Origin of the sequence: Rahnella sp. PAMC25617, from assembly GCF_050606005.1 — a bacterium.
Taxonomy (GTDB): domain Bacteria; phylum Pseudomonadota; class Gammaproteobacteria; order Enterobacterales; family Enterobacteriaceae; genus Rahnella; species Rahnella variigena.
Genome location: NZ_JBOCUM010000014.1, coordinates 295,989 through 309,214 on the forward strand (window position 1 = coordinate 295,989; position 13,226 = coordinate 309,214).

11 protein-coding genes are annotated in these 13,226 nt (G+C 54.0%); 5 read left to right on the forward strand and 6 right to left on the reverse strand.

The window, feature by feature from the left end; all coding sequences use genetic code 11:
* Nucleotides 1–118: 118 nt before the first annotated feature.
* From ACM615_RS18570 to prs, 4 genes are all read left to right on the forward strand, one after another.
* Complete coding sequence (locus ACM615_RS18570) at nt 119–1,369, forward strand: DUF6056 family protein (protein ID WP_431012309.1); 1,251 nt, start codon at nt 119–121, stop codon at nt 1,367–1,369.
* Nucleotides 1,370–1,460: 91 nt separating this feature from the next.
* Nucleotides 1,461–2,084, forward strand: a complete 624-nt coding sequence (gene lolB, locus ACM615_RS18575) for a lipoprotein insertase outer membrane protein LolB (RefSeq protein ID WP_120162521.1) — start codon at nt 1,461–1,463, stop codon at nt 2,082–2,084.
* Between the two features lies 1 nt (nt 2,085).
* Entirely contained in the window at nt 2,086–2,949 is an 864-nt protein-coding gene (ispE, locus tag ACM615_RS18580) for a 4-(cytidine 5'-diphospho)-2-C-methyl-D-erythritol kinase (protein WP_431012310.1), read from the forward strand.
* A gap of 162 nt (nt 2,950–3,111) precedes the next feature.
* Nucleotides 3,112–4,059, forward strand: coding sequence for a ribose-phosphate diphosphokinase (gene prs, locus ACM615_RS18585; RefSeq protein ID WP_013575591.1), 948 nt, complete (start codon nt 3,112–3,114; stop codon nt 4,057–4,059).
* A gap of 168 nt (nt 4,060–4,227) precedes the next feature.
* Here prs and ychH read toward each other — a convergent pair whose 3' ends face one another.
* Nucleotides 4,228–4,506, reverse strand: a complete 279-nt coding sequence (gene ychH / locus ACM615_RS18590; RefSeq protein WP_112288712.1) for a stress-induced protein YchH — start codon at nt 4,504–4,506, stop codon at nt 4,228–4,230.
* 293 nt (nt 4,507–4,799) lie between these two features.
* Here ychH and pth point away from each other — a divergent pair, with 293 nt between their 5' ends.
* Complete coding sequence (gene pth / locus ACM615_RS18595) at nt 4,800–5,390, forward strand: aminoacyl-tRNA hydrolase (protein WP_037034067.1); 591 nt, start codon at nt 4,800–4,802, stop codon at nt 5,388–5,390.
* Nucleotides 5,391–5,482: 92 nt separating this feature from the next.
* On the opposite strand, the gene ACM615_RS18600 is transcribed toward pth, so the two are convergent.
* The 5 genes from ACM615_RS18600 to ACM615_RS18620 all read right to left on the reverse strand — a co-directional run bounded on the left by ACM615_RS18600 (nt 5,483) and on the right by ACM615_RS18620 (nt 13,176).
* Nucleotides 5,483–7,387, reverse strand: a complete 1,905-nt coding sequence (locus ACM615_RS18600; RefSeq protein ID WP_431012311.1) for a cation-translocating P-type ATPase — start codon at nt 7,385–7,387, stop codon at nt 5,483–5,485.
* Nucleotides 7,388–7,399: 12 nt separating this feature from the next.
* A complete protein-coding gene (gene hflK, locus ACM615_RS18605) occupies nt 7,400–8,443 on the reverse strand; it encodes a protease modulator HflK (RefSeq protein WP_431012312.1) in 1,044 nt (347 codons plus the stop codon).
* Nucleotides 8,440–9,483: a protease modulator HflC gene (gene hflC / locus ACM615_RS18610; RefSeq protein ID WP_279919041.1), complete on the reverse strand. Its 1,044-nt coding sequence runs from the start codon at nt 9,481–9,483 to the stop codon at nt 8,440–8,442. Before hflC ends, hflK (ACM615_RS18605) begins: the two co-directional genes overlap by 4 nt.
* Entirely contained in the window at nt 9,480–11,438 is a 1,959-nt protein-coding gene (gene hflK / locus ACM615_RS18615; RefSeq protein ID WP_431012313.1) for a protease modulator HflK, read from the reverse strand. The genes hflC and hflK (ACM615_RS18615) overlap by 4 nt, the downstream gene beginning before the upstream one ends.
* A 256-nt stretch (nt 11,439–11,694) precedes the next feature.
* Nucleotides 11,695–13,176: a SulP family inorganic anion transporter gene (locus ACM615_RS18620; RefSeq protein WP_132964087.1), complete on the reverse strand. Its 1,482-nt coding sequence runs from the start codon at nt 13,174–13,176 to the stop codon at nt 11,695–11,697.
* Between the last annotated feature and the right edge of the window lie 50 nt (nt 13,177–13,226).

Below are 13,226 nucleotides of genomic sequence, written 5' to 3' on the forward strand. Positions count from 1 at the left end.
AGCAGTCGTAAAATTATCTGTCAAGCATTTCCGCTAATGCCTAAAATCGAAATATTCATACAAATTATTTTTCAGTTCCCCTAACATCACCTCATCAAAACCAGAACTGAGACCTACCATGGAAACAAGCGGTCTGAACCGGACAGTAATAAAAATTTTCTTTGCGGGATTTGTTATCGCCGTTGCCTATCTAAACATCAGCGGCATTCATCACCAGTCCGATGATTTTTTCTTTTCGCAGGTGGCAAAAGAATCAAATACCCTTAACTGGCTTATTTTCCGCTACCATAACTGGTCATCCAGAACCGTGATTGAATATGCTTTAGTCACAGTCATCAATCATAAAATAGTCTGGTCCGTATTAAATTCTTTGTTTATCGGATTAACTTTCAGCTGTGTCGCTTACCTGACATCTGCTAATTCCAGACAAGCACTTGCCTCATCGGCAGTATTCCTGTTTACCTTGATGTGTGCATTAAAGAAAGGTTTTCTTAAAGACGGGGCGTTATGGATGACAGGTTCCATCAACTATCTTTGGCCTGTCGCATTGTCATTGCTTGGTTTTTCATTAATAAAATTCTTTACTACTCAAAAACAAAGCACCCCCGTCCTTTGGGTTGCTTCACTGGCCTTTTTCCTTTCATCATTTAACGAACAGGTCATTGTCGCAAATGTGATTTTACTGGTATCTGTACTGGCACTTCGTTTCGAACGTACCCTGAAAATCACCTTGCCATCGCTTATTTTGACACTTCTCGTTCTGGTCTACATCCTGACCTGCCCGGGCAACGAGGTGCGTTTTATCTCTGAAGTTCATAATCAGTACCCTGATTTTATGAGCTTAGGGTTAATCTCAAAATTATTGCTTGGGATTAATCTCTCATTCGATCAGCTAACTATTATACAGCCCGTCGTTTTCATTTTAATGTATGGCTCATTGTTCTTAATCACAGAAAATAAGACCGCTAAATACCTCGCGCTAATCTTGTTTTTTGTCACAGTATCTTTATTCATGTTGAATCGAGTTATTCCTTTCGTTATGCCTCATACAACGGTGAAAATTTTTACTCCGGTAACAGTACTTGGATTTACGTCTTTCCTGCGGGTCTTTGGTCTCGCGGTTATTTCTCTGCTGACTTGCGCAACCCTTTACCTGGGTCTAAAACAAAATCAGAGAAAAACGTTGTTGATAATCTATATATGCTCTTTTTCAGGAACAGTCATGCTCGGTTTATCTCCGACCTTGTACGCCTCCGGGGAGAGAATTTTTTATACTTCAGCCATCATGATCTCCGCGCTGTCAGCTTATTTAGTGACACAGGCAATTACGACATTGAAACACAATCGCCGATCATCTGCGCTGGGTTGAGATCATCCAACGCTTCTGCTGTGCTAAACTGACGCACGCCACATTTGCCCTGGCATCCCATTTCGCCAAAGCACAAAGGATTTTATCTGTTATGCCAATGCGTAAAGCACACTTTGTCCGCCTTCTTCCACTTGCAAGCTTAGTGCTTGCCGCCTGTTCGATTAACGCGCCGAAAGGCCCGGCGACCAGCCCGACTTCTCCGCAGTGGCGTGAACATGAAGCTCAGGTTAAACAGCTTGAGCATTATCAGACCCGCGGTTCTTTCGCTTATCTTTCCGATAAACAGAAAGTCTATGCCCGCTTCTTCTGGCAACAATATTCCCCGGACAGCTACCGTTTATTGCTGACCAATCCGCTGGGCAGCACCGAAATGGAGCTTAAAGTGCAAAGCGGTATTGCGCAGCTGACCAATAATGAAGGCAAACGCTACACCAGTGATAATCCAGATGACATGATCCAGAAGCTGACCGGCATGTCGATCCCGCTGGCTAATCTGCGTCTTTGGATGCTTGGCCTGCCAGGTGATGGCACCGATTTCACGCTCGACAGCCAGTACCGTCTGTCTCAGGTTAAATTCACGCAGAACGGCAAAGCGGGCACTGTGGTCTATCAGAGCTATGACGATGACGCTAAACCTTCCCTGCCGCAGCGTCTGGAAATGACTCAGGGCGAACAGCGTATCAAACTGAAAATGGATAACTGGACGCTAAACTGAGATGACGCAGCAATTGTGGCCTTCTCCGGCTAAACTCAATTTGTTCCTTTATATCACCGGACAGCGTCCGAATGGCTACCATGATTTGCAGACGCTGTTTCAGTTTGTCGATTACGGTGACAGCCTGAGTTTTAACGTTCGTGACGACGGCGACATCGTCCTGACCACCCCGGTTGAGGGTGTGGCTGCCGAAGATAATCTGGTGGTGCGCGCCGCGCGTTTATTGCAGCAGCATGCGGGCACGCCTCAGGGAGCCGATATTGCGCTGCAAAAACGTATTCCGATGGGCGGCGGTCTGGGCGGCGGTTCTTCTAACGCTGCGACCGTGCTGGTGGCGCTGAATACGATCTGGAATTGCGGGTTTTCCGATACTGAACTGGCGCAACTGGGTGTAACGCTGGGCGCGGATGTGCCGGTGTTTGTGATGGGCCATGCCGCCTTCGCCGAAGGCATCGGCGAGATTTTACAGCCGGTCGAACCGGCGGAAAGATGGTATCTGATTGCACATCCGGGCGTCAGTATTCCAACGCCGGTGATTTTCGGCGATCCCGAGCTGACCAGAAATACACCAAAACGCCCTGTTAATGTGCTTTTGGACACGCCTTACGCAAATGATTGCGAACCGATTGCGAGAAAACGTTTTTACGAGGTTGAACAGCTACTTTCTTGGCTGTTAGAATACGCGCCGTCGCGACTGACCGGGACAGGTGCTTGTGTGTTTGCAGAATTTGACACAGAGTCTGCCGCCCGTCAGGTTTTGGACAAAATGCCATCGTGGAGTCGGGGTTTTGTCGCGCAAGGTGTTAATATCTCGCCGTTGCACCGTTTTCGCGAAGTCTGGTTGAGAACTGCGGGCAAAGCGTAGAGAGTCACAGCAGTTTTGTGTCTGTTCTTTGCCAGCCAATTATTCAACAGATTTAAGTAGTAAGATTTAGAAGTATCGTGAGCATAATGCTTTGGTACCGCTCACCGCCCGGTGGTACCAAAAGCCAATGTCTTCCCTGGACGCAAGCCTGAGGTTCTTCTCGTGCCTGATATGAAGCTTTTTGCTGGTAACGCCACCCCGGAACTAGCACAACGTATTGCCAACCGTTTATACACCAGCCTTGGTGACGCCGCCGTCAGTCGTTTCAGCGACGGTGAAGTAAGCGTGCAAATTAACGAAAATGTACGTGGCGGAGATATTTTCATTATCCAGTCCACCTGCGCGCCTACTAACGATAACCTGATGGAACTGGTCGTCATGGTTGATGCCTTACGCCGCGCCTCCGCTGGTCGTATCACAGCCGTTATTCCTTACTTCGGCTATGCACGTCAGGATCGCCGGGTGCGTTCTGCCCGAGTGCCAATCACCGCTAAAGTTGTTGCTGACTTCCTGTCGAGCGTTGGCGTTGACCGTGTTCTGACTGTAGACCTGCATGCAGAGCAAATTCAGGGCTTCTTCGATGTACCTGTAGACAACGTGTTCGGCAGCCCTATTCTGCTCGAAGACATGCTGCAACAAAACCTGGAAAACCCGATTGTGGTTTCTCCGGACATCGGCGGTGTTGTTCGCGCCCGTGCCGTAGCAAAACTGCTGAACGATACCGACATGGCTATCATCGATAAACGTCGTCCACGCGCAAACGTTTCTCAGGTGATGCACATTATCGGTGACGTAGCTGGCCGTGACTGTGTACTGGTCGATGATATGATCGATACCGGTGGTACGCTGTGTAAAGCCGCTGAAGCACTGAAAGAACGCGGTGCTAAACGCGTATTCGCTTACGCTACCCACCCGATTTTCTCCGGCAATGCAGTGGAAAACATCAAGAACTCCGTCATCGACGAAGTGATTGTGTGCGACACCATTCCGCTGTCCGCAGAAATCCGCGCACTGAAAAAAGTGCGCACCCTGACCCTGTCAGGCATGCTGGCTGAGGCTATCCGCCGCATCAGCAACGAAGAATCCATTTCTGCGATGTTCGAGCATTAATCATCACGCCCCTGTTTCAGGGGCGTTTTGTTTTGCCTGAATGCGTTTTGCCATTAACAGAAATGCAAAAAACCGTTATCGCGTGAGCGACAACGGTTTTTTTATTCTTTATAAAATATTGTTTATAAAACGTTGTTTATAAAACTTTGTTAACTTTGTTTAGGAGACTCAGGAATGGCGATGCGATTTGCTGTTCGCGCAGCGCGAATCAAAGTGGCGTACCCACCAGTAACGGTCTGCGACGCGTTCATGCCCGCCGACTCTCGCTCCTGCCACCCATAAAATAGCACCGACGAAAATACTGCCGATCGCGCCATGGGCCAGAAATTGCGGCAACCCGAGTTCAGGCATCTGGTTCAAAATCGAATAACCAACACCACCGACCATTGTGAGTAAACCGAGTCCCATCAGGCCATTGCCGATCATTCGTGCGGTTTTACGTTTCATAAGTCACCTCCAATTGTCGATAGTCTTAGCATCATTGCTGTCTTGTCTTTTCCTGCCTTTAACTATAGACGTCCCATCCGGTTCACTTTGCGGCAGCGATCACAGAGAGAGAACATTGACCGACAAAACTTTACGTTTTCCAGACATATAGGTTCGAAAGGTTAATAGTCATCACAATGAACTATTCAATATTTTGCGTAACTGGCACGAATTATTCTTTGTGATGTTTGGCACAGTGAAACGCGACAGGTAAACTAGCCCGCTAAACCTCACCGGATAAAGAAGCGAAAATCGTGAGCAGCATTAAATTGATCGTTGGACTGGCCAATCCCGGCGCAGAATACGCCCAGACCCGCCATAACGCAGGCGCCTGGTATGTTGATCTTCTCGCCCGCCAGCACAACCAGCAACTGAAAGAAGAAAGTAAGTTCTTTGGTTACACCGCGCGTCTGTCGCTGGCAGGTCAGGACGTCCGTCTGCTGGTGCCGACCACCTTTATGAACCTCAGCGGCAAAGCGGTTCTGGCGATGGCGCAGTTCTACCGCATCGAGCCGGATGAGATTCTGGTCGCGCATGACGAGCTGGATATCCCGCCGGGCATGGCGAAAATCAAACTAGGCGGTGGTAATGGCGGTCACAACGGTCTGAAAGATATTCAGAGCAAATTCGGTAACAACCCGAATTTCTACCGTTTGCGTATCGGAATCGGCCACCCGGGCGATAAAAGCAAAGTGGTGGGATTTGTGCTGGGCAAGCCGCCAGCCAGTGAACAGAAGCTGATTGATGATGCGATTGATGAATCATTGCGCTGCACTGAATTGCTGATGAAGGAAGGTCTTGAAAAAACCATGCGTCGTCTGCACACCTTCAAAGCAGAGCTTTAACGCGCGTTTCCGGCAAGCAAGATGACCGACCAGCGGGCGCAACCTTTTGCGCCCGTTTTCTTTATATGAACAGAAGAACAAAATCCAGACGTTCAGAGCGGCTCGTCGAAACGCAATAACCGCCCTGCATTACCCAGCACCAGCAACGTGCTGAGGTTATGCAGCAATGCGGCGATCAGTACGCCCGCCACGCCGAGCAATCCCATTGCAGCAGCAGCCATCACCACCAGCGTCCAGCCCAGTCCGATGAATACGTTGATTTTCAGCGTCCGGCGGCACGCACGGCTCAGGCGCACACACGTGCCGAGACGACGTAAATCGCTGCCGATCAGCACCACATCGGCAGAGGCCAGCGCGATATCACTGCCGCCTGCGCCCATCGCAATCCCCACCACGCCAGCCTTCAGCGCCAGAGAATCATTGATGCCGTCACCGACCACCATCGGACGGTAGCCCTGGGCAATTTCAGCGGAGACCTGATGCAGTTTATCTTCCGGTAAAGCCTGAGCGACCACATCACTAATGCCCAGTTCACCGGCAATACGATGCGCCACACTGGCGCGATCACCGGTCAGTAAAAGCTGTCGTCGCAGCCCCAGCTGACGCAGTTCGGCTAACGCAGTCTGCGCTTCAGGCCGTAAAGAATCTGCCAGCAGCAACCAGCCAAGAAAACGCCCGTCCAGCGCCAGACCGACCAGCGGCCCGTCATGCTCAGGGACATCACTCACTGCGACGTTGTTCTGACTGAAAAACGCCGGACGACCCAGCAATGCCTCGCCCTGCGCAGTTTGCGCCCGCACGCCCATGCCCTGCTGTTCTGAAAACTCTTCCAGTGGTAAATATTGTTCGCGAGGAAATATCTTCGCCAGCGCGCGGCTGACCGGATGGCTGCTGGCCGCGCCGAGACTGGCCGCCAGAACAAGCGCCGCGTCCGGGGATTCGTTTTCTTCCAGCACCGTTTGTTGCAGATGCAGTTCGCCGTGCGTCAGCGTGCCGGTTTTATCCACCACAATGGCGTTGAGATCGGCCAGTTCTTCCAGAAAAGCAGAGCTGCGAATCAGGATCCCGTGACGCGCCGCGACAGCAATACCGGCAATTGCAGTGGCGGGTGCGGAAAGCACCAGCGCACATGGACAGGCCGCCACCAGCACCGCCAGCATGGCGTGTGCATCGCGCGTGATGAACCAGGTCGCCGCCGCGATCAGCAAAATCAGCACCAGATATTGCCCGGCATAACGCTCGAGCAGACGGGTGATCGGCGGTTTGGCATGTTCAGCTTTTTGCATCAGCGCAATCACTTTACCCAGCGTGGCATCCGCGCCGGTTCGCGTGACTTCAACAGACAGTAATCCGTCGAGATTAATGGCACCACCAAAAACATCGTCTCCTGCACGGGCTTCCTGTGGCACGGATTCGCCAGTGATAGGCGCGGTATCCAGACTGGCACTGCCGGAGATGATACGCCCGTCGGCGGGCAGCCGGTCGCCAGCTCGGACTTCAACCCGGTCGCCGGTTCGCAGCTGATGGTTGTCGATCTCTTCAATCTCACCATCGGGCAAAATCCGCCGTGCGCGGCTGCGGGTCAGACGGCTGAGCGCATCAATGGCTTCCTGCGAACCGATCACACTGCGCTCTTCCAGAATATGACCAAAAATCATAATGCCCGGCAGCAATGCGGCGGTCATCAGGTCGCCGGTCGCCCACGCGCCGAGCATCGCCAGCGCAATCAGCTGATCGGTAACGCCGTGCAAACTCGGGCTGCGCAAGCTGTAAATCGCCGAACGCAATACCGGCACCGCCACCAGCAAAGACGCCACGCCGAACAGAATCTGCCCGACATCGCTTTGCTGCGGGAACAGCCACTGCCAGATCCAGCCGCACAGGAGCAAACCGAACGCGGTCATCGCCAGAAGCAGCTGCACCGCCATGCTCCGCTGTTCATGACGCGTCAGCAGCACGCTTTTCGCTGCCGGTTCTTCAGAAGTAAAAGAAGTCACAGGGCAAATACCTCAGGGTTGAGAGGATGGACGGTCTGGCCCCGGCAGGATCAGATGCGCGTCGTCATGGGGGTCAACCGCCGTCACGCTGCCGGCATGAGCCAGGATCGCAGGTATCCGCTCGCGCCACAAACGCCACAACAATTCAGGAGAATGATCGTTTGCCAGTTGCACAATCGTCGCGGTATCGGTGGAAGCCCGCGCAATCTGTTCACTGGCTTTGGCCTGTGAAACCTGTAAGGCGCGATCTGCCGACTGAACAGCGTCCTGATGCACGCGGGCCGCCTCATTAGTGGCGCTGGCGATATTTTGCTCCGCCTGCTGACTGGCAGTCAGAACGGCATTAAATGCATCAACCGCCGCGGGCGGCAAAGAAGACTGCACGTCAACGCGCATGACTTCGATACCGGTGCTGCTGCCCGCCGTATTCAGCGCGGCGAGTTGCTGATTAATACCCTGACGCAAATCACCGCGCAGCCGCTCGCGTCGTTCGGCGATATTGCTACTGTTACCCACCATTTCTGGTCGTGCGACCAGAATCGTATCAAGGTCGCGTGAAGCACAAATCGCCACCGCAGCGTGTTCGGTTAAGCGATCCAGCGCCGGTAATACGTGCCCGCCCTGTAACACAAACGCCACCGGATCGGTGATGACGTAATACACCTGCACATCCAGCTGGACCACGCCGGAATCACCGGTCAGCAAATATCCTGCACCGGCAACCGCGTCACTTTTCTCGCCGCCGGTGTTGGTCCACGCAGGCACAATGTCTTTTCTCAGCAAGGCTGTAACATGGTGTTCGATCACCCTGTCGGCGGCGGGTAATATTTCCACCTGCTCCAGCGGTTCGGGCCACGCCAGCAGCAGGCCGGCACCTGCCGTGCGTGATACAGCCCCGAAGCGCATCACCACCGCGCGTTTGTCCGGCTCAATCTGGCGGACATTGGAGAACAGCCAGCTGGCGGCGGCAATCAGCGTTATGGCAAACAAGGCCAGATACGCCATCCTTCCCGCCTGAAACCAGGCATTGCCCTGAAAACGGGCCAGCGGATTCATGGATGTGGCTCGTTATTGGCGGCGGGTAAAACCGGCGGGCCTTCGACCAGCTGTCTGAACGGTGCGGCATCGGTACGCAATACAAGCTGCGTGCCGGGCGTGATCACGCTGTTGAGCGTATCGAGCGAGCGCAGCAAATCGTACAACGGGGGATTACCGGCCCACGCTTTGGCGTAAATCGCCGCACTTTGTACCTGCGCCTGCGCTTCAATATTGGCGGCGTTAACCGACGCATCGGCCTTTATCACGCGGGCATCGCGCTCGGCGGAAGACCGGATTTCGGCCGCCTGACGTTTGCCTTCAGCAGAGCGCTGGGTGGCGATAGTTTCGCGTTCAGCACGCATACGATCTACGGTTGCATCCAGTGTCACGGAAGGCAGCGTCAGGCGCTCAACGCCAACCTGCACCAGTTCGATGCCATAGCTGTCGAGTAACTGGCGGGCAATCTGGTCATGCAAATGCTGTTCAAAACCGGAAAGACGAATTTTGCTGGCGTCGGTATTCACCAGATCAGCCAGCGCAAAACCGCTTGTGGTGGTTTCCAGCGCCGAGCCGATAAACGTGCGTATCTGCGCGGCAGCCATATCCGGCTGGTTTTGTACCGCACGGATAAAACGCTGCACATGCTGGGGATCGTTTTTCACCTGCCAGACGGTATACGCCTGCACGATGATCCGCAGGCCGTCGCGCGTGCCGACATCCTGCAAACCGCTCGACGTGGTACGAATGCGTAAATCTACCGGAATGGCGGTTTCCAGCGGCACCGGCAGATGCCATGCCAGCCCGGGATTCAGCAGCACGCGCACCGGATCACCAAATCGGGTGATCACCATCGCTTCGCCGGAACGCACCTGTACCAGACAGGCAGACGCGGCAATCAGCGCCACCAGCACGATGGCAACCGATGCGCGCCGCCAGAATTTCGGCGCAGCGGGTCCTGAATGCGCGTGGTGATGATGGTGATGTCCGCCACCGTGATGATGCCCGTGTTGGGCACCGTGGTCATGGTCGTGGGATTGAGTATGTTGGGGATCACTCACCGGGTAGTCTCCGCTTTAACAGAATGCGCCGCTTTATCCGCTCCGGGCGTAAATGGCAGGGTGAAATTTCTCAGATCCAGAACCGGCGGCGTTTCGCCACCAATACGGCTGTCGACAATCAAAACTTTAGGATGTTGTTGCATCGCCAGCGTCAGCTGGCTGAAATAACGCTCATTCAGGAACGACTGCCCGCCAGCCTGATACGCCTGATTTTCCGCGTTAAACCGCAAGGCCATCACCTGCGCCTGATCGAGATTTTCATGACTTTGTGCCTTGGCAGCATCCAGCGCCAGACGGGAAAATTGCTGCGCGGCATTCAGCTGCTGCGCGGCCTGTCCTTTCTCACCGGCAATCGCACTTTGTGCCAGGATCTGCGCGGCCTGTACGCCATGATAAGCATCCGCTGCGCCCGCTGGCGGATGGATGGATTCAATCACCGTCGCCAGCAGCTCCACACCGCTGTGGAGATTATCCAGCTGGCGTTGCACTTTTTGCCCGATAGCGGCGGCAAGGCGAGTCTGTTCGCTGCCCAGCAGATTGTCGAGCGTGCGGGAGGAGAAATCATGCACCAGCACCTGATTGGCGATACTGCGGATCAGCACCGGCATATTTTCGGTGTGATACAAACTCGCCATTGCTGCGTCATCGTTCATGCCGATGCGGTACACAAACCGCACGTCCATATCCATGATTTGAAAGCTCTGCCGGTCATTGCCCGCGCTGGCGATAATTTGTGATTTGTCGCTGCTGTGGCTGGAATCCCATAACCGGTTGGCGCTTTCCGGCGCGGGGCCTTCGGCGGTATCGGCAACCTCGACCGGCGAAGTCGTCGCCGGTTCTTCCGCGCCGGTGGTGAGTTCATGCACTTCGCCGTTGTCGACCATTAGCGTATGCCCGAAAGGCCACGGCAGACCGAGATGCAAACCGGGTTGCCTGACCGCGACCGGTTTCCCGAAAGATTCATAAACCCCCCGCTGCGTCAGCGGGACTTCACTGACGCCGGTCAGCAGCCAGCCCGTCAGCAGTAAAAATGCGGCCAGCGGCAACAGCGCGCGGCGGATAAAATGGAATGCCCAGATCTGGCGCAGATCGATGCCGAAATGCTGATGCAACTCGTTCTGCACAAACTGCAGCGGACGAGGCGGCCAGCAAATTTGTGCCGCCAGCAGACTGCCCGCGATAAACTCCGGCTCTTTGTCCTCACGCGGCGGCGAAAACAGCGCCATCAGCGCGCGCAGGAAAAGTTCCAGCGCCACCAGCGCCGGTAATATTCCGGTGAGCACCAGCAGATGCACAGGCCAGACCGCCGTGCCACGGGCAAACATCACGGCGGCGGCACTCAGTAGCAAAACGCCAATCAGCATGCGCAGCAGCGGTGCCAGTCTTGCGGCTTCCGGCCATTCCTGCGGATTTTTTAACGTCCAGTGACGTTCAAGTACCAGCACCGCAAAGGCGCAAAGAAGGAAGAATGATCCGGCAAAATACCCCGCATCCCCTGCTTCGTTAGCAGGTAAAGGCAGTTGCCACAAAAGAAAGATGAGCAGTAATGCGGCTAATGCTGGAAGTGCCTGAAAGAACACGTGCGCATCGACATAACGCAACAGCGGGCGCACGCGGGCTGAAGCAGTCAGACGATGGAGAAAAACGGAAGGTTTTTCCGGCAAAACGGGTTCAGCCGGAGATGCAAACTGATGCCCGCGCCAGCGGGTAATGCGTCGCGCACATTGCAGGGAGGCGGCGCAAACCCACAGGGCAGCCATAATATTGCCGGTCACCCACGGCCAGACTGAGTCAGGGGAAACCATATACAGCATCAGCAATATCAGATACAGCACGCTGCTGATCACCATAATGGCGTTGATAAGCCCGGTCAGCCAGCGTGTGTGGGAGGCGGCGACCTGAAAACGCAGAGGTTTACCGGCGTCATCAGTCCGGGATGCCTTGTTTGTGCTCATGTCTGCTCCGGCAGAAAAAAAATAACCCGCAAGGCGGGCACGGAGCCAGCAATTACGCAGTCAGATGAGCGTAACCGTATAACATTACAGAATTTTCAGCGATATGAATTTGGCCGTTTTTTTGCCACGAATTGTAAGCATTTATCAGCAAGGCGGGACGGCCGGCAGATTGGTTTTCTGCCAGCCGTTTTTATAAGGAAAGTCAAAGGAAAGTCACATAAGAGGTGCGCCATTTTCAGGCGACACCATGATGATTTCAGAGAGTATCTTCCGCGACATAATATTGCGGATCGTCGAGTTCATGCGAGCAGAACGGTCCGGCTTTCTTAAGCAGACTTATGCAGTCATGACTCAGATGGCGCAGGCGGATACTTTTACCGGCTTCAAGATAACGCGTCGTCAGCTTATCAATCGCCTCCACCCCGCTCGAATCCATCACCCGCGTACCGGCAAAATCCAGCACCACGTTTTGCGGATCGTTTTCAGGATTAAACAGCTCGGCAAAGGTTGCGGCAGAGCCAAAGAACAGCGGCCCGTCCAGTTTATATACCGCCAGGTCGCCTTTGGTTTTGTGCTCACGAATACGGATACGCGCCTGCTGCCAGGCGAAAACCAGCGCCGAAATAATCACACCGCTGATCACCGCCACGGCCAGATCGGTGAAAATGGTAATGACGGTAACAATCAGCATCACCAGCACATCGGCTTTAGGCATACGGCGCAAGCGGCGCAACGAACTCCACTCAAAGGTGTTGTAGCAGACTACCAGCATAATCCCGGCCAGCGCTGCAACCGGCAGCAGACCGATATATCCGGAGAGACTGACCACGAACAAGATCAGCAAAATAGCGCCCACCGTACCGGAAATGCGTCCGCGACCGCCGGAAGTGAAGTTAATGATCGACTGCCCGATCATTGCACAACCGGCGAAACAACCAAACAATCCGCAAATCGTATTCCCTGCACCCTGCGCAATACTTTCACGGTTACCGTTACCTTTCTGATTGCCCATTTCATCGAGCACCGTCATGGTCAGCAGCGATTCAATCAGACCGACCAGCGCGATGACGACCGCATACGGCAACACGACTTTCAGCATTTCAGCATTGAACGGCGCGACCGGCAGGCTGAAATGCGGCAACGCGCCGGAAATATCCGCGAGATCTCCCACACGTAAAGTCTGCAGATTAAAGCCAATCGCGACGGCGGAGACCACAATCAGCGCAGCCAGCGAAGACGGAATGATTTTGGTCAGTTTAGGGAACAGCACCACCACCAGAATCGCCAGCAGAACCAGCCCGTACATCAGCGGTCCCTGCCCGGCAATCATGTGTAACTGCGCCAGCATAATGACAATCGCCAGCCCGTTCACAAAACCGTGAACCGCAGGCAACGGCACCAGACGGATAAATTTACCGAGGCGGAAAACGCCAATCAGGATCTGAATGATCCCCGCAAAAATCGTCGCCCACAGGACGTATCCCATGCCGTGCTGCGCAGCCAGACTCATCAGCACCACCACAATAGAACCTGCCGCGCCGGAAACCATGCCCGGTTTGCCGCCGAACAGCGCGGTCACTAACCCGATAATAAACGCCGTGTGCAGACCGACAATCGGCGACAATCCGGCCACCAGCGAGAACCCGACCGCTTCCGGGATCATCGACACCGCCACCACAAATCCGGCCAGCGTTTCATTCTTCACTTCTGACAACTTCAAACCACGCGGGCTAAACATAAGACATCCGGTATATTTCCAACTCAGTTAAAAAATTGTGACAAGTATCT

Coding starts and splice junctions, on each gene's coding strand:
- ispE (WP_431012310.1), top strand. CDS start 2,086: ATGACGCAGCAATTGTGGCCTTCTCCGGCTAAACTCAATTTGTTCCTT.
- ACM615_RS18570 (WP_431012309.1), top strand. CDS start 119: ATGGAAACAAGCGGTCTGAACCGGACAGTAATAAAAATTTTCTTTGCG.
- hflK (WP_431012312.1), bottom strand. CDS start 8,443: ATGAATCCGCTGGCCCGTTTTCAGGGCAATGCCTGGTTTCAGGCGGGA.
- ychH (WP_112288712.1), bottom strand. CDS start 4,506: ATGAAACGTAAAACCGCACGAATGATCGGCAATGGCCTGATGGGACTC.
- hflK (WP_431012313.1), bottom strand. CDS start 11,438: ATGAGCACAAACAAGGCATCCCGGACTGATGACGCCGGTAAACCTCTG.
- ACM615_RS18620 (WP_132964087.1), bottom strand. CDS start 13,176: ATGTTTAGCCCGCGTGGTTTGAAGTTGTCAGAAGTGAAGAATGAAACG.
- lolB (WP_120162521.1), top strand. CDS start 1,461: ATGCCAATGCGTAAAGCACACTTTGTCCGCCTTCTTCCACTTGCAAGC.